We start from the raw sequence: 19948 nt of genomic DNA on the forward strand, positions 1-19948 counted from the left end.
GGGTGGAGTCTAAGGCTTGGGAGGCTAGAGTTCCTGCAAGGCGGGGAATACCCTCTCCTTGAGTAACGGGGCGACATCGACGTCCGGGGCAGCGGGATCGACCCACGCTAGCTCGGCGATCTCCTTGTCGGGGTGTGCAACAGAGATTTCTTCTTCGTAGACATAGACGTGTGCATGGATGGTTTGTGGGGCGTCGTTGGCGGCCGGGGAGACATAGGTGGCAAGCCGGCGCAGCTTGGACATATCGACCACCGCGCGTATGGCTTCGTGGGCGATGAGTTGGGCCGCGCGGGCGGGATTGAGGGTGCTGTCAATGGAGCCGAAAGGCAGGACAAACTCCGGGGTGGAGGTAATGCGGAGGACTAGCACGCGGCCGTGGGTATCACGTAGGACAACGGCGACAATTTCCTCAATGTCTGCAGCGGGTGAAGGAGAATTGGAGGTCTCAGACATGCCTCCATAGTAGGGCCGCGCCGGGGCGGGGAGGCGGTGAAAGAAGAGAGGGGGCACCCGAAAACTGTCAGTAATGTAACGGGTTGGACACAGTCTCACACGTTAGAAACGGCCGCTTCGATGCGCGTGCCATCATGGGTAGGTCTTATAGACCAATACGAGAAGAAGTGAAAGAGGAATTGCTCAATGCGAAAAATTCCGCACCTTAAGAAAGTCCTCGTGGGCTCGGCTTTCGCAGGTGCGTTCTTCCTGGGTAACCCAGCGGCGGGTGCCCAGGAGCTCCCCACCATCCCGGAAATCGATTCGGCCGGTTTTGTTGACCAGGTGCGCGCGGACTTGAAGTCCGTTGGTATTGAGACCAAGCCTGTGGACGCAGCGCTGACCGACGCCGTCGACACCGCCGTCAACGGTGCCGCCGCAGCGGCTTCGAAGGATGTGAACCAGGCGGTCGAAGGAGCCGTGAACTCTCCTGCGGCACAGCGCGTCGCGGAGCAGGCGAACCTGCAGACGCAACTGCCGGCCCCGTCCGAGCAGCAGGATTATGCCGGCGCTGATGCCATCACGGGTGAACCGCTGACGAACCCGACTCCCATCGGGTTGCTGGAGGAGGCCACGCAGCCGGAGTTCGTGCCCCAGGGCACTGATCCGAACTACGTGTGGAAGAACGACCTGTTCTCCAAGATTGCGGCCGGTAAACCGCACGCGGACTATGTTCTGCACCGGGTACCCGGCTCCTTCTACGATGCACCCCAGATTCCCGAGGAATCTAATGTTGCGATGACTGAAGGAAAATCGCTGTATGGCCCGGGTACCCCGCTGTACATCCGTGAGGACACCATGTGCACGCTGACGGCTGCTGGCATGGATGCTGAAGGTCGCAAGGTCGGCATTACCGCCGGTCACTGCGGCAACGTGGGTGATCCGGTGTCGTCGGCGGACTCCTGGCAGGTAGGTCCCACTGGCACCGTGGTGTCCAAGAACGCGCAGCTGGACTACTCGCTCATCGAGTTCGGCTCCCAGGCAGAGGTGACCCGCAGCTACAACGGTGTGACCGCGTACGGGATCGGTGGGTCCACCCAGCCGGGTGACATCACCTGCAAGCGCGGCGTGGCTACCGGCCGCACCTGTGGCATGACCTTCCAGCACAGCCAGAAAATCACCATCAACCAGGTGTGCGCCATGGTTGGAGATTCCGGTGCGCCGGTCTTCCACAATGGCCGCATTGTCGGATCGGTATCCCGCGGTCTGATTCCGGGGCTGCCGTCCTGCCGCACCCCGTGGCAGGGTGCACTGCACAACCCGACGGTCGTGTCCAACACCGATGCCATCATCGCGGATTTGAACCGCCGCGAGGGCGTGGGTTCCGGATTCACGATTCCGGAGAACTAGAAGTACGTTTCTAACATTTAAGGCCCCAGATCGTTAAAGATCTGGGGCCTTATTTGATCGAAATGACCTGCGGAGTGCGGTTCGCAGTTCGGCGCTAGGCTGCGGCACCGGCGTGCGGCGCCGCACGGCGCTAGGAGAGGGCGCTGAGGGCGGCGTCGTGAAGCTTGCCGTTGGAGGCCAGAGCCGAGCCGCCGTGGGGGCCGTCTTCGCCGCGGACGTTGGTGAAGCGGCCGCCTGCCTCGGTCACGAGGAGCGCCGGGGCCGCTAGGTCCCAGAGGGAGACCTCGGGCTCGGCGGCGATATCGACGGCGCCTTCGGCCACGAGGCAGTAGTTCCAGAAGTCGCCGTAGCCGCGCAGGCGCCAGACCTTGTCCGTGAATGAGATGAAAGCATCGCGGTTCGGGCGCCAGCCTGACAAAGAGCTCATGGCCAGGGAGGCATCTTCCAGTTTGGAGACCTCGGAAACGCGCAGGCGTTTCGGCTCCCCGCCGAAGACTCGGTAGGCGCCGCCACCTTTGGCCGCGTACCAGCGGCGGCGCAGGGCCGGGGCGGAGATGACGGCGACGACCGGCTCTCCGTCTTCCAGCAGCGCAATCAGAGTGGCCCAGACGGGAACGCCGCGCACGAAATTCTTCGTGCCGTCGATAGGATCGATTACCCACTGGCGGCCTTCGAAGCAGGCCTCGCCGCCAAACTCTTCGCCCAAAACTTCGTCACGTGGGCGGGAGCGCTTCAGAGCCTCACGGATTGCCTTTTCGCAGGCCAGATCCGCATCGGAGACCGGTGTCATGTCAGGCTTTTCCTTGACGGACAGGTCTGCAGCCTCAAAACGGTGCATCGTAATGGCGTCCGCATGGCCTGCCATCTCTAATGCCAAGCCGAGGTCTTCTTTGTATTTACCCACGGAGCCATTCCTCCATCTGATCAACTACTTGTTTATTACCCGCGATACACCATTCCACACCGCCGGCTTCAACCTTGCGCGCCGCGCCGCCTGCTGCGAGGACCAGCGCTTGGCCCGGATACCAATCCCAATCCTTCACGGAATGCTGCATCCATGCACCCCAGGTGCCATCCGCCACGCAGGAGAGATCCACGGAGCCCGCGCCCAACATGCGCATGGTGGCGAAGTGCGGGGCTACTTTTTCCCAGGCGGAAGCGATTGCGGGATCCGTCATGGAGGTGGGATGCAGGTACGTCGACAAGCACAGCTTGTCGGCGGGGGTGTCGGTGAGTGTGGTGACTTCCTTGCCGTCCAGGCTGGTGGGGAAGTCACGGCCGCCGAACCAGGTATAACCCATGGCGGGGCGGTGGACGGCGCCGAGGATGACCCCTTCAGCGTCGACAAGCGCGAGCGCAGAGCACCAATAGTCGGAGCCCGAGGCGAAGTTGTAGGTGCCGTCGACGGGGTCGATGACCCACGTGCGGCCGGACTTCGACTCGCGGTTCGCGCCCTCCTCGCCCACGATGCCGTCCTCGCCGCGCAGGGCCTCGAGCACACCGGCGACGAAACGCTCAGCGGCGAAGTCGGCGTCGGTGACGACATCGGAGACGGAGGTCTTTTGCTCGATGTCTACTCCCTGCTCGCGCAGGCGCCAGGCCAGGCGGCCGGCGTTATAGACAAGCGCCTGGGCAAGGTGGGCGTCGGTATCGTCCGCGTGGGCAACGATGAAGGTCTTGATGATGGCATCGATCATCTCGGTGAGGCTTGGCTGGTCACTCATGCCGCCTATTGTCGCGCTAAACGCGGCCGATGGCTAATCAGGGAGAAAGAATAAGTAGAGTAGGGGTCTATGCGTCCGGAACAAACAGCACGACTTGAGGAACTCAGCGCCACCTTGACCTCCATTGAGAAGGTGATGGACCCGGAGGCGGTGTCCGAGCGCGTGCGCGAACTCGAGGCCCAGGCGGGGGACCCGTCGCTGTGGGACGACCCCGACCATGCGCAGAAGGTGACCTCGGAGCTGTCGGCACAGCAGGCAAAGCTGCGCAAGTTGAAGTCCCTGCGCGGGCGGATTGAGGATCTGCCCGTGATGTCTGAGCTGGCGGAGGAAGAGGGCGATGAGGCCTCCCAGGAACTCGTCGACACAGAGCTGAAGGAGCTCGGCGCCGCCATCGAATCGCTCGAGGTGACGACTATGCTCTCCGGTGAGTATGACGAGCGTGAGGCGGTCATCAACATCCGTTCCGGTGCCGGTGGCGTGGATGCCGCGGACTGGGCGGAGATGCTCATGCGCATGTACACGCGCTGGGCGGAAAAGCACGGCCACAAGGTGGATGTCTACGACATCTCCTATGCCGAGGAGGCTGGCATTAAATCCGCGACCTTCGTGGTGCATGGCGAATACATGTATGGCCAGCTCTCCGTGGAGCAGGGAGCGCACCGCCTCGTGCGTATCTCGCCTTTCGATAATCAAGCCCGCCGTCAAACCTCTTTCGCTGAGGTCGAGGTGCTGCCGGTGGTGGAGCAGACCGATTCCATCGAGGTACCAGATTCGGAGGTGCGCGTGGACGTCTATCGTTCCTCGGGCCCGGGCGGGCAGTCGGTCAATACGACGGACTCGGCAGTGCGCCTGACGCACATCCCGACCGGCATCGTGGTGACCTGCCAGAACGAGAAGTCCCAGATCCAGAACAAGGCCTCTGCCATGCGTGTGCTGCAGGCGAAGCTGCTGGAGCGCAAGCGCCAGGAGGAGCGCGCGGAACTCGATGCGCTGGGTGCGGGGGGCAATGCCTCCTGGGGTAATCAGATGCGTTCTTATGTGCTGCACCCGTACCAGATGGTCAAGGATCTGCGCACGAACTATGAAGTAGGAGACCCTTCCAAGGTATTGGATGGGGATATCGATGGCTTCTTAGAATCCGGGATCCGGTGGCGCATGGCGCAGCAGGAGTCCTAGGCCCGAGTAACAAATGTTGCTAATGTGGCTTAAGTGATCACTTTCGAGAATGTGTCCAAGGTCTATCCGACCTCCACGAGGCCCGCGCTGGACAAGGTGTCCTTTGAGATAGAAGACGGAGAATTCGTCTTCCTCATCGGCCCCTCCGGCTCCGGTAAGTCGACCTTCCTCCAGCTCATGGTGCGCGAGACCAATGTCAGCTCGGGGGATATTTATTTCGGGGACTTCCACGTCAACACGCTGAAGGGCCGCGAGGTCAACCGCTTGCGTCAGTCCATCGGCTACGTTTTCCAGGACTTTCGCCTGCTGCCCAAGCTGAACGTTTATGACAACGTGGCTTTTGCCTTGGAGGTCATCGGCAAACGCAAGGCGCGGATTGCCAAGCAGGTCCCCGAGGTCCTCGACATGGTCGGCCTCGGTGCCAAGCAGCACCGCATGCCGCATGAGCTCTCCGGCGGTGAGCAGCAGCGCGTGGCGATTGCGCGGGCTTTTGTTAACCGTCCCAAGCTGCTGCTTGCCGACGAGCCCACGGGTAACCTCGATCCCTCCACTGCCGCGGAGATCATGTCTCTGCTCGCCAAGATCAACCGGCGCGGGACGACGGTCGTGATGTCGACGCACAACGCGCGCGCGGTCAACGAGGCCCGCCAGCGCGTCATTGAGCTACACAACGGCACGCTCGTGCGCGATGAAAAGAACGCGATGTATGGGGAGGCGGTCTAGATGAATCTGGGCTTTGTTTTTAGAGAGGCCTTCAAGGGGCTCGGGCGCAATATCACCATGACCATCGCCATGGTGATTACCACGGCCATTTCGGTGGCCCTGGTGGTGGCCGGTGTTCTGGTGACCCAGATGACCAACGAGACCAAAGACATCTATCTCGAGCGCGTCGAGGTCATGGTCCAGCTCAATGAGGATATCTCTGCCAATGATCCGGAGTGTAAGGACTCCGCCTGCGCTGGGCTGAAGAAGAAGCTGGAAGCGGATGAAGATATCGAGTCTGTGAGCTACCGCAACCGTGCAGATTCCTATGAGCGCTTCGTGGAACTGTTCAAGGAAACCGACCCGGTCATGGTTGAGGAAACCTCCCCGGATGCGCTGCCGGCGGCCTTCCACGTGCGGCTGAAGGACCCGACGGATACCGCGCCCATCGACGCCATCGCGTCGAATCCTGCCGTCAGCGACATCATCGACCAGCAGGAGGAGGTGCGCAGCGCCGCCGGCAACTTGGATGCCATCCGGAATGCCACGTTTGTCGTTGCCGCTGTCATGGCGCTGGCCGCCATCATGCTGATTGCGAACATGGTGCAGATTGCCGCCTACCAGCGCCAGCGGGAAACCGCGATTATGCGCATGGTCGGTGCCTCGCGGTGGATTACCCACGCGCCCTTCATCCTGGAGGCGGTCCTTGGCGCTGTGGGTGGCGTTATCCTCGCCGGGGTCGGCGTCATCGTGGGAAAGAACACCGTGATCGATCCCGCGCTGAAGGACTTGTACCACAACCAGCTGTTGGCCCCGGTGACCTCTGGGGACGTCTGGACGGCGCTGCCCATCGTGGGGTTGGTGGCAATCCTGTGCGCTGCGCTGACCGCGCAGGTAACCATGCGCGCTTATGTGCGGACATAGGCTCTGAGCAACGATGTGGATTTTGCCTGGCTGTAGCGTAATATAGTCCGAACTATGGCGAAGAAGGCAAAGAAGAAAAAGGCGGCCGTCGACAATAACTCGACCTTGGCCACCAACCGACGTGCCCGCCACGACTACACCATTCTCGACACCCTAGAATGCGGCATGGTGCTCGTGGGCACCGAAATTAAGTCGATGCGCGAAGGCAAGATCTCGTTGGCAGACGCCTTCGCCACCATCGACGACGGCGAGGTCTACATCCGCAACCTTCACATCCCGGAGTATTCCCAGGGCACGTGGACGAACCACTCACCCAAGCGCACACGTAAGCTGCTGCTGCACCGCCGGGAGATTGACAAGCTTATGGGCCAGGTGCGCGATGGCAATAAGACGCTGATTCCGCTCAAGGTGTACCTGAAGAATGGCCGCGCCAAGTGCGAGCTCGGCTTGGCCAAGGGTAAGCAGGACTATGACAAGCGCGAAGCAATCAAGCGCCGTGACCAGGACCGCGACATCACCCGCGAGCTGGGCCGCCGCGTAAAGGGGATTAACGCCTAACCTGGAAGCCATGATTTATACGGCTAAGGTTCATGACGTTATTCGGGAAGATGAGCAGCCGCGTGGGGCAGCGGTGCTCGTCGATAAGCTCTGGCCCCGTGGCGTGGCCAAGGAGCGTCTGTCCTATGACCACTGGTTCAAAAGTGTCGCGCCCAGTCCGGAATTGCGTAAGTGGTGGGGGCACGATGCCGATGCCTTCGAGGAGTTTGCACGGCGCTACCGCGCGGAGCTCGACGAGAACGACGGCGAAGAGCTGGAGCAACTGTGCCAGCTTGCTGAGCTTGGCGACGTCACCCTACTTTTCGCCGCCAAGGACCGCGAGGTCAACCACGCCACTGTGTTGAAGGCGTGGTTAAAGGAGAGCTAGGCGAATAGCCCCCAAATGGTGGCGCCGACGGCGATGAGACCCGTGATGACGACGAAGACGTTGCTGGCACGGCCGCGGAATTGCTTGAGCGCGTCGATGCGGTGGATGGCATACATCGGCAGCAGGTAGAGAATCGAGGCGATGAAGGGGCCGCCGATGGCCTCAATGAGGCCCAGGATCGACGGATCGATAATGGCCACGATCCACGCACAGACAAAGATGATGCCGTGCATGATGGAATTGAGTTGTTTCTCCGAGAGCTTCTCGGTGGCGCGCGGAGCGGCGCTGCGTAGCAGGAAGTTGCCGCCCTCGGTAGCTCCCAGCACGTGCCCGAAGTAGGAGGAAATAATTGCGATCATCGCGATGATCGGGGAGAGGAAAGCCAAGACCGGAACACCGGTGACGTTGGCCAGGTAAGACAGGACCGGCAGGTTTTGCTCGCGGGCCTCGGCGAGGCCGTCCGCACCAAGCGTGAGGGTGCAGGACCACACGAAGAACATGGTGAAGACAGTGAGCAGGATTGCGGTTAGGGCCAGCGCGCGCGAGGCGTTCTCGGAGCTCTTCTCGCGGCCGTGTGCGGCGACCATGGCCAAGGAGAACTGGGAAATCGCGGGGGAGTGGTTAAAGGAGAATACCAGCACGGGGATGATGAGGGCGACAGCACCGACGACGCGCCAATCACTGTTGCCCACCTCCATGAAGGAGGCGATATCCCAGCGCGGGATGAGGTAGATGGACAGTGCGCCGAGGCAGAAGATTAGCGGGTAGACCAAGAACTGCGTAACGGCCAGCACCATACGTTGGCCAAAGGCGAAGACGATGGTCATGATGCCCACGAGGAGGAAGGACAACAGCGGGCGTGAAATCGTGGGTCCATTTAATTGGTTGACGATGAAGCTGTTGACCGTATTGGTGATCGAAACGCCATAAATGAGGACGATGGGAAAGATGGCGCAGAAATAAATCACCGAAATGATAAAACCTGCGCTCTTGCCGAAATAGTCCGTGACCACTGCGGTGATGTCCTCGCCCTGGCGTGGTGACGCACAAATCATGCGGGCCAGACCGCGGTGGGAGAAGTATGTCATCGGCCCAATCAGAATCGTGGCCGCGAGGAGGGGCCAGAAGCCGAAACTGCCCGCGTTGATGGGGAGGAAAAGAATGCCGGCGCCTACGGCGGTGCCGAAGAGCGAGATGGCCCACTCGGTGTTGCTTGCTGGGCGTTTAGCGTCTTCCGGGGAACTGGTGGTTTCGGTATGTGTGCTCACTTTGCAGCCTTTAACAAAGTAGGAGTATCGGACTCACACACCTTAACAGCGTTTAAGTTGATGCTAATCACAAGGGGGTGCTTATGAAAGCTATGCCTCATGTGGCCTGGGGTGAAGCTTGCGGGAATAGGGGCAGGTGCAGTAGCGTTGAACGAACCGTAGGGCGCATAAAGATGCGTTCTGCGCAGCTTTCACAGCAATGTGTAAATGAGGGGTCGACTTGGTTTCGACTTCGTACATTGAGCCAGGGGAAGCGTGCCGGTGCAGGCTAGAGACCACCGTTAAGCGTCGTAGCAACCAATAAACGCAGAGAAGAACTCTCAGCGTGACTACGCCCTCGCTGCCTAATTACAGCGACGCGTGTCTGTCAGCCTAGGTTTCGTTCCTGACCTAGATCCTGGCATCGACTAAGGAACTTGCCTGACCGGTTTGTTGTTCGGCCGGTTGGGGACTTTGAGAGCAACTGGGCCCATCATCCGGAGCGAGTTTGCCCGAGCCGGAGGGCCGAGTAGAGATCCTGTGCAGACTGCGCACGGAGAAGCCCTGGCGAGGTGACGAAGGACCCGGGTTCAATTCCCGGCGGCTCCACAAATAGCAGCAAACCCGCTGGCCATAACGGCCAGCGGGTTTCTTGTGTGAAGGGGGCGGATTAGTCGATCGGGTAACCGGTGACCGGCCCCTCGGTGTTCGGCTGCCAGCCCAGCGCAGGGGCGACATGGGTTGCGAAGTTTTCGAGAATCTTCACGTTGACGTCCACACCCATGCCGGTCGGGATGGTGATCAGCAGGGTGTCGGCGGACATCACGGCCGGGTCGGCCTTGAGCTGCTCGATGAGCTTGTCAGGCTCGGCGGCATACGTGCGGCCGAAGGTGGAAGCACCGGCGTCGGGCAGCACGCCCACTTGGTCGGAGCCTGAGGCGTGCATGCCGAAACGTTGCATATCGGCGCCGTCCACGATGGGGAAGATGGAGCGGGAGACGGACACGCGCGGGGTCCAGTCGTGGCCTGCTTCCTTCCACGCGGCGCGGTAGCGGCTGATTTGGTCCGCCTGGATCTCACCCAAGGTCGCGGCGGTGGTCTCGGAAACCAGGGAGGAAGACATCAGGTTTAGTCCGTCCTTGGCGGTCTGCTCTGCCGACGTGTGAGTGCCTGAACCGTAGAAGATGTGTTTGCGCAGCTCCGGTGCCATGGGGAAGACCGGGAGAGCGGAGCCGGGTTGGAACATATTCGGGTACTGGCGGTCCAGAGGTGCAGCGGTGGCAAACCCGTTGCCGTCTACCGCGGCCATGAACGCCTCGAGGTGGGCGCGTGCCACGTCCGCGCCGTTGGGGGCTTCGCCCTTGTAGCCGAAAGCCCCCCAGCCGCGCTCGGCAACCTCCGGGGCACCGCGCGAGACGCCCAAGGCCACGCGGCCGCCGGAGAGCTGGTAGAGGGAGGCGGCCTCTTCGGCGAGGTAGAGCGGGTTTTCGTAGCGCATGTCGATCACGCCGGTGCCCACCTCGATGTTCTTGGTGGTGGCGGCGACTGCGCCGAGTAGCGGCATTGGGGCTGAGGCTTGCGGTACGAAGTGGTGGACGCGGAAAGACGCGTTGTTCACGCCGATCTCATCTGCAGCCTGGGCGATGTCCAGGTGGATCTTCGCGACTTTTTCGGCGGACGGTCCGCGCTGGCCGCCGAATGCGTAGTGTCCGAAGCTTAAGAATCCGAATGCTTTCATTGGTTAAATGCTCCTATTGATGACGTATCAACAACGAGATTAGTGTCTCGCTCGAAGATTGTCACGGCCTAAGGCAGGCTCCGCTTCAAACCTTAAGTGAAAAACTTCTAGTCAAGCATACAACCGCGCATGCTCAGGGGATTGTCCGAGCCGGAGGGCCGGTTAGGGATCCTGTGCAGACTGCGCACGGAGAAGCCCAGGCGGGGTAACCCGCTGGGCCGCTAAACTGGCGTAACAGCTGTCTGGCGGGAAACGCTAGGGGGTTCTGAATAGGGGAAGATGCGTGAAACCGCTTGCAGGCTTTCTTGAGTTCCCTAAGGGGGTAGAAGTGATCGCTTTCGCTGGGGCTATCGCGGCCGTGCTAGGGCTGAATATCGTGGCGAATGAAACTGGTGCGAACTCCGAGGGGTTCGTAGTTACAGCTATTCTGTTGGGGTTCGGGCTCGCACCCTTTGTTGGAGATTCTCTGGAGCGCCATATTCCGGTTTCGATGTGGCGGCGTGTGTCTTTTTCTCGCGTTGCTAGCCGTCGGTGGGGTGTCGAGCTATTTAATGCTGTGCTCACGCGAATCGGATGGAACGGCATGATTTTGGCGATGCGCAGAGAAGAGTCCGCCAAGCGTGAAGGGGCGAACCCCCTTCGGCCGGTGCGAGCGTCGGCAGCTGGGCATGTATGGGGATTGCTGCTCCATATATGTAGCGCTGGATGGTGCGCTGCGGCAGGCGGATGGTTAGCGGCTGCAGTTTTTCTTGTTATCGGCGTTGTGGGTCACCTGTATCCGGTCTTGCTTCAACTTCGTGTGCTTACGGATGCTCGGGAGAGATAGGTCAAAATCGGCGGCGTTGCGGCCTGCTTTAGGATGGCCGCATGGATACCGAACCTCTCCGCATTGCAGTCGTCTTGTTTGAGGGCTTTGAGCTTCTCGACGTCTTCGGGCCCGTCCAACTGCTTCAAGCCGTCCCTGAGGTCACCGTGGTTTTCGCCGGGCCGGATGGCAAACCAGTTGCCAGCTCGCAGGGCGTAGAAGTGGTTCCGACGATTTCTTATGCCCAGATTGAGCCGACCGACGCCCTCCTCGTCCCGGGCGGCAAAGGAACCCGGCGGCTCGTGGAAGACGTATCTTTTCTGGCGTGGCTTCGTGAGGTGGGCGCACAAGCACCGTGGGTTGCCTCCGTGTGCACGGGTTCTGCGGTCCTGGCGGCGGCGGGGCTCTTGGAGGGCTACGCCGCAACAAGCAATAAGCGTGCGTTTGCGTGGGCGAGCTCCTTCGGGGAGTCCGTGACTTGGAAGCCCAAGGCGCGGTGGGTGCAGGACTGCAATCGGTGGACTTCCTCAGGTGTGGCGGCGGGGATGGATATGACGGTCGCACTCATTGCGGAGCTCATTTCGGAGGCGGCTGCCGTCGATGCCGCCAACTTTGCGGAATACGAGCCGCATCGCGATTGCGAGTGGGATCCTTTCGCGCGGATAAACGGGCTGGTGCCCTCGAGCGGCGGCGAAGCTGAGCGTGGGGACGTAACATTCGGGCAATCTGACGACGCTCACGGTAGATAAGGTGCTAAAAACGGTCGATTTTGGGGCACTATTTGCAGTGAGTGTAGCGGTGGATGAGAAGCACTCTTGATGAGAAGGCGGTCGGAACTTCGTCGTCAGCAGAAACGTTAATGTTCTAGTGACTGATCGAATCTTGCGTGGTGAACTATGGCGATGAAGATGCCTATCGACTTAAGGCCGCTTCGTGTAGAGGATGCTACCGAGATGGCTACCGTGCTTTCTGGCCATGCCCTATACGCGTTTACGGGTGGTGAGCCGCCTTCTTCTGATGAGCTTGCGCGACGGTACGCGATCCAAACCCGAGGCGGCTCGAGCGACGGTACCGAAGAATGGATCAATCTCATCGTCACCCTCGGTTCGAGTAAGCAGCCGATAGGCTACGTCCAAGCGACTGTGCCCCGCAGCGGTAATGCGACGGAGATCGCATGGGTGATTGGGAAACAGTGGCAAGGGCACGGATACGCCAAGGAAGCCGTGAAACTGCTTAGCGCTTATCTTGCGGAGCGAGGCATTACGCATCTCATCGCTCATATCCATCCCGAGCACTTAGCCTCACAGCATGTCGCTGCCTATGTAGGGATGAGCCCCACGGCACAGGTCGTTGACGGCGAAGTCCGTTGGGAGCGCAGATAGTCTCCAACGAAATCGTGAAAAGCGAGCATCATTGCCAACTCAGGGCTAATGGACACCTCTCAGTGTCGTTTACGGTAGATAAGGTGCTAAAAACGGTCGATTTTGGGCCACTATTTGCAGTGAGCGTAATCAGAATCCCGTGAGGGGTGTAGGGGCGCGGGGCGAAAGCGGAGTAGGGCTGGCCGGGAAAATGTGACGAAGAAGGAAAATACTTGTTACCCAAGTTACATTCCCGTGGTAGCCTTTCTCCAACAGTGTGACGTGGAGCACTGGGACTGACCCCTACGACAGGAGTACCCATGAACAGCCCATCCAATACGGCGTCGAAAGGCGGCGCCGGCACCACGGAGAAGTCGAAAGCAAATCCCGCCAAGGCCGAGCAAAAATCGAGCCAACAGTCCGGCGGGGGAATGCTGGATAAGTTTCTCAACGGTGTCGAGTACGTCGGCAACAAGCTGCCGGAGCCCTTCACCATCTTCCTGATTCTTTTCCTCATTACCGGCGTTCTCTCCACCATCATGGCCAAGATGGGCGTGGAGATTAAGGTTCCCGGATCGGATGAGATTCAGCCGGTGAAGGGTCTCTTCACCGGTGAGGGACTGACGTGGTTCACCACGACAATGGGTGAGAACTACATCAACTTCCCGCCGCTGGTAACGGTGCTGCCCATCATGCTGGCAGTGGGCGTAGCGGAGCGTTCCGGCATGCTCTCGGCGTTGATTCGCAAGCTCTTTGGTTCCGCCAAGCCCTGGCTGCTTCCGTACGCCGTCGGCGTTATCGGCGTGACCGCCTCCGTTATGGCGGACGCAGCCTTCGTTATCGTCCCGCCGCTGGCCGCGATGGTCTTTAAGGCCGCGGGCCGTCATCCTGTCGCGGGCCTGATTGGTGGCTTCGCTGCCGTGGGTGCTGGCTATTCCACTGCCTTGGTGCCCACCTCCCTGGATGCGCTCTTTGCCGGTATTACGACCGCAGTCATGGAGACTCTGCCAAATACCGAGTTCGCACCCGTTAATGCGATGTCGAACTACTACTTCAACGTGGCTTCTTCCATCGTGCTCGGTGTGCTGGCCGGCTTCATCATCGATAAGGTCATCGAGCCGCGCATGTGGAAGCAGGAAGTCCCCACCGAGGAAGACATCGATCCCGAGGACGCTGCCGAGCGCGGTGACCGTGACGAGAACGGCGAAGAGCTCACCGCTGAGCTGCGCCCGGCCGAATCCAAGGGTCTCATCTGGTCCGGTGTGGCCACGGTCATCCTCACCGCCATCATTCTCTTCGCAGTTCTTCTGCCGGAATCGCCGTGGCGCAATGAAGAGGGCGGCTTCTTGCCCAAGTCCCCGCTGCTGAACTCCATCGTCTTTATCGTGTTCGCCTACTTCTTGGTGCTCGGCGTGGTCTACGGCAAGGTCGTCGGCACGGTCAAGGGCATCACCGATGTTGTGAACATGATGATTGGCGCGCTCAAGGACATGATGAGCTTCCTTATCCTGGCGTTCATCCTGGGCCAGTTCGTGGCTCTCTTCGCCTGGACCGGTATCGGTACCTTCACTGCGGTGAAGGGTGCTGCCTTCCTGGAATCCATCGGGTTGACGGGCTTCCCGGCCATCTTTGCCTTCATCGTCCTGGCGTCCTGCCTGAACCTGCTGATTATTTCTGGCTCCTCGATGTGGACTCTCATGGCGGCGGTCTTCGTTCCCATGTTTGCCCTGCTGGGCTATGAGCCGGCGTTTATTCAGGGCGCATTCCGCGTGGGCGATTCCGCAACCCAGATCATCACCCCGCTGAACCCGTACATGATTGTCATGCTTGGCTTCCTCCAGCGTTATGAACGCGAGGCGGGCCTGGGAACCCTGATGTCACGCCTCGTGCCCTTCGTGGTGCCGTTCTTTACGGCTTGGGCGATCTTGCTGGCCATCTGGTTCTACGTGGACCTTCCGCTGGGACCGGGCAACAACGTCATGATTGGTTAAACGCATGAATCAACGCAACAATCCATCGACGGCGTATTTGGAGGCGATGGAGGAGGGCGTCGCCAAGCGCGTGGCGTCCGCAGCGCCACCGGAAAAACAGGGAGAGGACTACCCAGGCCAGGCGAAGCTCTGGGACGCGGCGGCCGCGCGGGCCGAAGCCCTGCGGCAGCAGGCCGCGCACATCGTCGCGGACCTGCACGCACACCCTGAAACGGCCTTCGAGGAGCATCGCTCCATGGCGGTGCTCGCGGACATCGTTGAAGAGCATGGCTTTTTGACGCGCCGCGGGGTCTATGGTGTGGAGACCGCCTTCGAGGCCTCGTGGCAGAGCGCGGATTTCGACCCCGAGCGGCATCCCACCGTGGCTATCCTGGCGGAATACGATGCCCTGCCCCAGATTGGGCATGCGTGCGGGCACAACGTCATTGCCGCAGCGGGCGTTACTGGATTCTTGGCGGTTACTGCCGTGCTAGACGACGCCCCTGTCGCGTCCGGCCGCATCCTCTTCCAGGGAACCCCGGCGGAGGAGGGCCACTCCGGCAAGGAATACATGATTCGCGGCGGAAGTCTTGAAGGCGTGGACGCCGCGGTGATGATCCATGGCTTCGGCTACGACATCGGCGCGCATGCCTGGGTGGGACGGCGCATCTTGCGTGTTCGTTATCGCGGCGTGGCCGCGCATGCCAGCTCCCAGCCCTTCATGGGGCGCAACGCCCTTGACGCTGCGAGCTTGGCCTACCAGGGGATTGGGCTTATGCGGCAGCAAATGCCGCCCTCGGATCGCGTACACGCCATCATGAGCGGTGGCGATCGGCCTTCCATCATCCCGAACGAGGCGGAGATGACTATTTACGTGCGCTCGTTGGGGACGCGCACGCTCATGGATCTGTCCGCCAGGGTGGAAGACATCGTCCGGGGCGCTGCACTCATGGCCGGCGTCGAGGTGGACGTGGAGTGGGATGAGCACCCGATGACCCTGCCCGTGCGCAACAACGCGGCGCTGGTGGATCGGTGGTCGGCCACGCAGGCGCGCCGGGGACGCACCGCGCTGCCCGCCGGGACGGTGCCGGATACGGTGGCTGCCTCGACTGACTTTGGCAATGTCTCTCACCTCGTGCCTGGTCTGCATCCGATGGTGAAGGTATCGCCCACCGACGTGGCCCTGCACACGGAGGACTTTGCACGCTGGGCTGCCACGCCGCAGGCGGTGGATGCGGCCGTTGATTCGGCGGCGGGATTGGCGCAGGTTGCCCTCGATTTCTTGGCGGATCCAGATTTCCGCCGCGCGGCGCGAGAGGACTTCGATAGGGAAGGGCCAGTGTCGGTGAGTGATCTCATCGCGGAGAAGGGGGAAGGCTAAGCGTAAATATTTTGTTCTAAAAGGCAGGTCACGGGGTGGCAGGTGGTGGTTTGCTACCCCCATCATGAATTAGGAAACATATGCATGCTTGAAAGGTAAGCCTTACTTGAGTTAGGTTAGGCGCTGTCCTTATTTGCCAACTGTGGTTAGCCACACCTAATATGCAAGGAAGCTATGTTTAACCTTTCTCGCCGTGCCTCGCGCACGACCGCCGCCAAAGTTGCCGCCACTCTCTCGGTTGCAGCACTTGCTCTCACCGGCTGCTCCTCCAGCCAGTCTGCGGAGACCGCTGAGTCGACCGAATCCGCGGCGGCAGACGCCTCCACCATTACCCTGGAGGATAACTTCGGTTCGAAGGAAGTCACCCTTCCGGTGGAGAGCCCTGCGGTGACGGATAACCGCGCCTTCTCTATCTTGGCGCAGTGGGACATTGACCTTGCTGCCGCACCGCTGAGGCTGGTGCCCAAGTCCCTGCGTGATACCTACAACAAGGACACAGTCGAGGTTGACCTGGGCACCCACAAGGAGCCGGACCTCGAAAGCCTCGTAGCAGCGGACCCGGATGTCGTGTGGAACGGCCAGCGTTTCGAGCAACACCAAGAGGACATCGAGAAGCTGCTTGAGGACGTCCCGGTGCTTGACTTCGAGCCGCGTGACGATGAGGATTTCTTCGACGAGCTCAAGCGTCACACCGAGGCACTCGGCCAGGTTTTCGGCCACGAAGAGGATGCCGCGAAGCTCATCGAGGACTTCGACGCTGCCGCCGAGCGCGCCAAGAAGGCCTACAATCCGGAGCAGAAGGTCATGGCCGTGAACACCTCCGGCGGTGAAATCGGCTACATCGCTCCTCATATCGGGCGTGTATATGGCCCGGTCTTTGAGCTGCTGGGCCTGACCCCGGCCCTGGAGGTGTCCAACGCCTCCGACGACCACGAGGGTGACGATATCTCCGTTGAGGCTATTGCTCAGTCCAACCCGGATTGGATCCTCGTTATGGACCGCGACGCTGCCACCTCCAAGGAAGGCCAGGATGTCACGCCGGGTGAGAAGCTAGTCAAGGACAACGCAGCGCTCAAGAACGTTACCGCTGTGAAGGAAGGCAACGTTTACGTGGCGCCGAATGACACCTACATTGATGAGTCCATCATCACCTACACCGAGATTCTGAACGCGCTTGCCGACGCCTTCGAAAAGGCCCAAGCCTAAACGACCCCCGGCAGTGAAGGAGGAGGCTAAACCGTGACGGTGAAGAGCAACACTGCGGCCGAGCGCCCAGCTGTCGGTTCGCGCAACTCCCGCGGACCTGTGCTGACCTGGAAGCTAGGCCTCGGCGTGCTCGGTGTCATCGCGTTGCTCCTCCTTTCCCTCATGGTGGGGGAATACAGCATCCTCGACAATGAGGACGGCTGGTCGATGTTCTTCACCACCCGCATACCGCGTACCGTGGCGCTCGTCTTGGCGGGTGCTGCGATGGCGATGAGCGGTTTGGTTATGCAGCTGCTGACCCAAAACCGCTTCGTGGAACCCACGACGACGGGAACCACCGAGTGGGCCGGACTGGGCCTGCTCTTTTCTCTAATCCTTTTCCCGCACTCATCCGTGCTGGTGAAGATGGTTATCTCGGTGGTTTTTGCGTTCGTGGGAACCATGGTGTTTTTCGCGTTCCTGCGCCGTGTGGCGCTGCGCTCCTCACTCATCGTGCCGATTATCGGCATTATGCTGGGCGCTGTCGTTAGCGCAGTATCTTCCTACGTGGCGCTGGCCACGGATACCTTGCAGCAGCTCGGAATCTGGTTCATGGGATCCTTTACCTCTGTCTATGAGGGGCAATACGAGGTCCTATGGATCGTCCTGCTGGTTTTGCTGGCTGTGTATTTCTATGCTGACAAGCTCACCGTCGCTGGGCTAGGGGAGGATATTGCCACCAATATCGGTCTGAATTACCAGCGGATGATTCTGTTGGGAACCGGGCTTATCGCTGTGGCGACGGGTGTTGTCACCGTCGTCGTTGGCTCCCTGCCGTTCCTTGGGCTCATCGTTCCCAATGTAGTGAGCATGTTGCGCGGCGATGACCTGCGCTCTAATCTCCCGTGGGTCTGCCTGCTCGGCATCGCCACGGTGACCTTGTGTGACCTCATTGGCCGCACCATTATCTCCCCGTTTGAGATGCCCGTATCGGTCATTCTGGGTGTTGTCGGTGCTATCGTATTCGTCGTCTTGATCGTGAGGTCGACAAAGTGAGTGTAAGTATCTCTATTCCTGCGATGAAAGAACCTGTGCAAACGTCACGTGCCCGGCGAAACGTGGGCAGCTTCCAGTCTGCTGCGGCGGCACGAAAGTACTGGATCATCCTCGCCGCCTTGATTGTCGCTGGTTTGGCCTTCGCCTTCGGGCTTTTGGCCTACGACAACCCGATGGAGTTTGGTACCCGCAAGTGGTGGCTGATCGCGCGTCGCCGCGCGGATGCGGTGACCGCCATGGCGATCGTCGCCGTATGCCAGGCCGTGGCTACGGTGGCTTTCCATACCGTGACAAATAACCGGATTCTCACCCCCTCCATCATGGGGTTTGAATCCCTGTACGTCGCGATTAATACAGCCACGATCTTTTTCCTTGGTGCCTCCGGTCTAACTCAGGCCCGCAACATGGGAACCTTCCTTGTGCAGCTTGTTCTCATGGTGGGCCTATCCCTCGTGCTGTACTCCTGGCTGCTGACCAGCCGCCGCAACAACATGCACGCAATGCTGCTCGTGGGCATTATCATTGGCGGCGGCCTCGGCTCGCTGGCGACGTTTATGCAGCGCATGCTCACGCCCAGTGAATTCGACGTACTCACCGCGCGGCTTTTCGGTTCTGTAAACAATGCGGAGAGCGAGTACTATCCCATCGCCATACCGTTGGTCCTCGCGGTGACACTGCTGGTGTTCCTGAACTCCCGCCAGCTCAACGTGCTAGCGCTGGGGCGCGATGCCGCAACGAACCTTGGCGTTAACCACAAGGTCAATGCAATCTACACGTTGATTTTGGTCTCCATTCTGATGGCGACGAGCACCGCGCTTGTAGGGCCTATGACCTTCCTTGGCTTCCTCGTGGCCACCTTGGCTTACCAGGCGGCGGAGACGTATGACCACCGCTTTTTGTTCCCAATGGCGGTTGCCACGGCCTTTGCTGTGCTCACCGGCGCCTACTTCCTCATGCAGCACGTCTTCTACGCGCAGGGCGTGGTCTCCATCATTATTGAGCTAGTGGGCGGCAGCGTCTTCCTTCTGGTCATTCTGCGAAAGGGCAAGCTGTGATCAAGCTTTCCAATGTTTCGAAGTCCTACTCCGGCGAGACCAACATCGGTCCCATCGATTTGGAGATCCCCTCCGGCGGTATTACCGCGCTGATTGGGCCGAATGGCGCAGGCAAGTCCACGATGCTGACGATGATTGGCCGGCTTCTCGACGTCGACGAGGGCACCATCGAGGTCGCCGGTTACGACGTGTCCTCCACGAAATCGCAGGACTTGGCGAAGATCCTTTCCATCCTGCGCCAGGAGAACCACTTCATTACCAAGCTGACCGTGCGCCAGCTGGTGAGCTTCGGCCGTTTCCCTTACTCGAAGGGGCGTCTGACTGCGGAGGATGAAGAGATAGTCTCGCGCTACATTGACTTCTTCCACTTGGGTGAATTGGAGAGCCGTTACCTTGACGAGCTCTCCGGCGGCCAGCGCCAGCGCGCCTACGTGGCGATGGTGCTCTGCCAGGAGACGGACTACGTGCTTCTCGACGAGCCCCTCAACAACCTCGACATCTCACACTCCGTGGAGATGATGAAGCACCTGCGAAAGGCCGCTAAGGAATTTGGCCGGACGATCATCATCGTTCTCCATGACATCAACTTCGCTGCTCGTTATGCCGACCATATTTGTGCGGCCAAGGATGGAAGCATCGTTTCTTTCGGCAGTCCGGAGGAGATCATGCGCGATGAGATTCTCACGCCCATCTTCGAAACCCCCATCACTGTTATCGATGGCCCGGACGGGCTGTTGGCCTGTTACCACTAGCTATTAGCAGTCAGGTGGACTGCCCGATAGCCAGAAAACTGCCCCAGGACGAGCATCAAAAGATGCGTCTTCCTGGGGATTTGTTGTTTGTTGGGGGTGTGCGTA

The 19948-nt window shown here is 60.2% G+C and carries 19 protein-coding genes and 1 other RNA gene; 15 read left to right on the forward strand and 5 right to left on the reverse strand.

Annotated features, from left to right (window positions below; genetic code table 11):
* Positions 1-24: 24 nt before the first annotated feature.
* Positions 25-453, reverse strand: coding sequence for an NUDIX hydrolase (locus HMPREF2526_RS09390; RefSeq protein WP_070547133.1), 429 nt, complete (start codon positions 451-453; stop codon positions 25-27).
* Between the two features lie 186 nt (positions 454-639).
* Between HMPREF2526_RS09390 and HMPREF2526_RS09395 the strand changes: the two genes are divergently transcribed.
* On the forward strand, positions 640-1842 hold the full coding sequence (locus HMPREF2526_RS09395; protein ID WP_070547134.1) for a S1 family peptidase: 1203 nt from the start codon (positions 640-642) through the stop codon (positions 1840-1842).
* A 130-nt stretch (positions 1843-1972) separates the two neighbouring features.
* Here HMPREF2526_RS09395 and hisN read toward each other — a convergent pair whose 3' ends face one another.
* Together hisN and HMPREF2526_RS09405 are read right to left on the reverse strand one after the other, a co-directional pair.
* Positions 1973-2746, reverse strand: coding sequence for a histidinol-phosphatase (gene hisN / locus HMPREF2526_RS09400; RefSeq protein WP_070547135.1), 774 nt, complete (start codon positions 2744-2746; stop codon positions 1973-1975).
* Positions 2739-3566 carry an inositol monophosphatase family protein gene (locus tag HMPREF2526_RS09405; protein ID WP_070547136.1) on the reverse strand — a complete coding sequence of 276 codons (828 nt, stop codon included), beginning with the start codon at positions 3564-3566 and terminating at the stop codon, positions 2739-2741. Before HMPREF2526_RS09405 ends, hisN begins: the two co-directional genes overlap by 8 nt.
* A gap of 69 nt (positions 3567-3635) precedes the next feature.
* On the opposite strand from HMPREF2526_RS09405, the gene prfB reads away from it, so the two are divergent.
* From prfB to HMPREF2526_RS09430, 5 genes are read left to right on the forward strand one after another with little or no spacing between them, the layout of a single operon-like run.
* Positions 3636-4742, forward strand: coding sequence for a peptide chain release factor 2 (prfB, locus tag HMPREF2526_RS09410; protein ID WP_046647494.1), 1107 nt, complete (start codon positions 3636-3638; stop codon positions 4740-4742).
* Positions 4743-4775: 33 nt separating this feature from the next.
* Positions 4776-5465, forward strand: a complete 690-nt coding sequence (ftsE, locus tag HMPREF2526_RS09415; protein WP_070547137.1) for a cell division ATP-binding protein FtsE — start codon at positions 4776-4778, stop codon at positions 5463-5465.
* Positions 5466-6368, forward strand: coding sequence for a permease-like cell division protein FtsX (gene ftsX, locus HMPREF2526_RS09420; protein WP_070547138.1), 903 nt, complete (start codon positions 5466-5468; stop codon positions 6366-6368).
* 54 nt (positions 6369-6422) lie between these two features.
* A complete protein-coding gene (gene smpB, locus HMPREF2526_RS09425) occupies positions 6423-6926 on the forward strand; it encodes an SsrA-binding protein SmpB (RefSeq protein ID WP_046647497.1) in 504 nt (167 codons plus the stop codon).
* A gap of 10 nt (positions 6927-6936) precedes the next feature.
* Complete coding sequence (locus HMPREF2526_RS09430; protein WP_070547139.1) at positions 6937-7293, forward strand: DUF488 domain-containing protein; 357 nt, start codon at positions 6937-6939, stop codon at positions 7291-7293.
* Here HMPREF2526_RS09430 and HMPREF2526_RS09435 read toward each other — a convergent pair.
* Positions 7290-8561: an SLC5/6 family protein gene (locus HMPREF2526_RS09435; protein ID WP_070547140.1), complete on the reverse strand. Its 1272-nt coding sequence runs from the start codon at positions 8559-8561 to the stop codon at positions 7290-7292. The two genes, HMPREF2526_RS09430 and HMPREF2526_RS09435, sit on opposite strands and share 4 nt — an antisense overlap.
* A 211-nt stretch (positions 8562-8772) precedes the next feature.
* On the opposite strand from HMPREF2526_RS09435, the gene ssrA reads away from it, so the two are divergent.
* Positions 8773-9152: a transfer-messenger RNA gene (ssrA, locus tag HMPREF2526_RS09440) on the forward strand.
* 58 nt (positions 9153-9210) lie between these two features.
* Here the strand turns inward: ssrA and HMPREF2526_RS09445 are convergent.
* Positions 9211-10278 (reverse strand): LLM class flavin-dependent oxidoreductase, encoded by a 1068-nt coding sequence (locus tag HMPREF2526_RS09445; protein ID WP_070547141.1) that lies wholly within the window; start codon positions 10276-10278, stop codon positions 9211-9213.
* A gap of 867 nt (positions 10279-11145) precedes the next feature.
* Between HMPREF2526_RS09445 and HMPREF2526_RS09455 the strand changes: the two genes are divergently transcribed.
* The 8 genes from HMPREF2526_RS09455 (at position 11146) to HMPREF2526_RS09490 (ending at position 19843) form a co-directional block, all read left to right on the forward strand.
* On the forward strand, positions 11146-11832 hold the full coding sequence (locus HMPREF2526_RS09455; protein ID WP_046647501.1) for a DJ-1/PfpI family protein: 687 nt from the start codon (positions 11146-11148) through the stop codon (positions 11830-11832).
* A 159-nt stretch (positions 11833-11991) separates the two neighbouring features.
* The gene (locus HMPREF2526_RS09460) at positions 11992-12465 is read left to right on the forward strand and encodes a GNAT family N-acetyltransferase (protein WP_256374698.1); all 474 of its coding nucleotides are present in this window, start codon (positions 11992-11994) and stop codon (positions 12463-12465) included.
* Between the two features lie 299 nt (positions 12466-12764).
* Positions 12765-14435 carry an AbgT family transporter gene (locus HMPREF2526_RS09465; protein ID WP_070547142.1) on the forward strand — a complete coding sequence of 557 codons (1671 nt, stop codon included), beginning with the start codon at positions 12765-12767 and terminating at the stop codon, positions 14433-14435.
* Positions 14436-14439: 4 nt separating this feature from the next.
* Entirely contained in the window at positions 14440-15795 is a 1356-nt protein-coding gene (locus HMPREF2526_RS09470; RefSeq protein WP_070547143.1) for a M20 family metallopeptidase, read from the forward strand.
* A gap of 174 nt (positions 15796-15969) precedes the next feature.
* Positions 15970-17001 carry a siderophore ABC transporter substrate-binding protein gene (locus HMPREF2526_RS09475; protein WP_070547144.1) on the forward strand — a complete coding sequence of 344 codons (1032 nt, stop codon included), beginning with the start codon at positions 15970-15972 and terminating at the stop codon, positions 16999-17001.
* Positions 17002-17034: 33 nt separating this feature from the next.
* Positions 17035-18036, forward strand: a complete 1002-nt coding sequence (locus tag HMPREF2526_RS09480) for an ABC transporter permease (protein WP_070547145.1) — start codon at positions 17035-17037, stop codon at positions 18034-18036.
* Positions 18037-18059: 23 nt separating this feature from the next.
* Positions 18060-19091 carry an iron chelate uptake ABC transporter family permease subunit gene (locus HMPREF2526_RS09485; RefSeq protein ID WP_070547146.1) on the forward strand — a complete coding sequence of 344 codons (1032 nt, stop codon included), beginning with the start codon at positions 18060-18062 and terminating at the stop codon, positions 19089-19091.
* A complete protein-coding gene (locus HMPREF2526_RS09490) occupies positions 19088-19843 on the forward strand; it encodes an iron ABC transporter ATP-binding protein (RefSeq protein WP_046647511.1) in 756 nt (251 codons plus the stop codon). Before HMPREF2526_RS09485 ends, HMPREF2526_RS09490 begins: the two co-directional genes overlap by 4 nt.
* Positions 19844-19948 lie beyond the last annotated feature (105 nt).

Source organism: Corynebacterium sp. HMSC070E08, from assembly GCF_001808895.1.
Lineage (GTDB): Bacteria > Actinomycetota > Actinomycetes > Mycobacteriales > Mycobacteriaceae > Corynebacterium > Corynebacterium hiratae.

Excerpts from the sequence above, each read along its gene's own strand:
- HMPREF2526_RS09390 (WP_070547133.1), bottom strand. The coding sequence starts at position 453 with ATGTCTGAGACCTCCAATTCTCCTTCACCCGCTGCAGACATTGAGGAA.
- HMPREF2526_RS09395 (WP_070547134.1), top strand. The coding sequence starts at position 640 with ATGCGAAAAATTCCGCACCTTAAGAAAGTCCTCGTGGGCTCGGCTTTC.
- HMPREF2526_RS09405 (WP_070547136.1), bottom strand. The coding sequence starts at position 3,566 with ATGAGTGACCAGCCAAGCCTCACCGAGATGATCGATGCCATCATCAAG.
- prfB (WP_046647494.1), top strand. The coding sequence starts at position 3,636 with ATGCGTCCGGAACAAACAGCACGACTTGAGGAACTCAGCGCCACCTTG.
- ftsX (WP_070547138.1), top strand. The coding sequence starts at position 5,466 with ATGAATCTGGGCTTTGTTTTTAGAGAGGCCTTCAAGGGGCTCGGGCGC.
- smpB (WP_046647497.1), top strand. The coding sequence starts at position 6,423 with ATGGCGAAGAAGGCAAAGAAGAAAAAGGCGGCCGTCGACAATAACTCG.
- HMPREF2526_RS09430 (WP_070547139.1), top strand. The coding sequence starts at position 6,937 with ATGATTTATACGGCTAAGGTTCATGACGTTATTCGGGAAGATGAGCAG.
- HMPREF2526_RS09445 (WP_070547141.1), bottom strand. The coding sequence starts at position 10,278 with ATGAAAGCATTCGGATTCTTAAGCTTCGGACACTACGCATTCGGCGGC.
- HMPREF2526_RS09455 (WP_046647501.1), top strand. The coding sequence starts at position 11,146 with ATGGATACCGAACCTCTCCGCATTGCAGTCGTCTTGTTTGAGGGCTTT.
- HMPREF2526_RS09460 (WP_256374698.1), top strand. The coding sequence starts at position 11,992 with ATGCCTATCGACTTAAGGCCGCTTCGTGTAGAGGATGCTACCGAGATG.
- HMPREF2526_RS09465 (WP_070547142.1), top strand. The coding sequence starts at position 12,765 with ATGAACAGCCCATCCAATACGGCGTCGAAAGGCGGCGCCGGCACCACG.
- HMPREF2526_RS09470 (WP_070547143.1), top strand. The coding sequence starts at position 14,440 with ATGAATCAACGCAACAATCCATCGACGGCGTATTTGGAGGCGATGGAG.
- HMPREF2526_RS09475 (WP_070547144.1), top strand. The coding sequence starts at position 15,970 with ATGTTTAACCTTTCTCGCCGTGCCTCGCGCACGACCGCCGCCAAAGTT.
- HMPREF2526_RS09485 (WP_070547146.1), top strand. The coding sequence starts at position 18,060 with ATGAAAGAACCTGTGCAAACGTCACGTGCCCGGCGAAACGTGGGCAGC.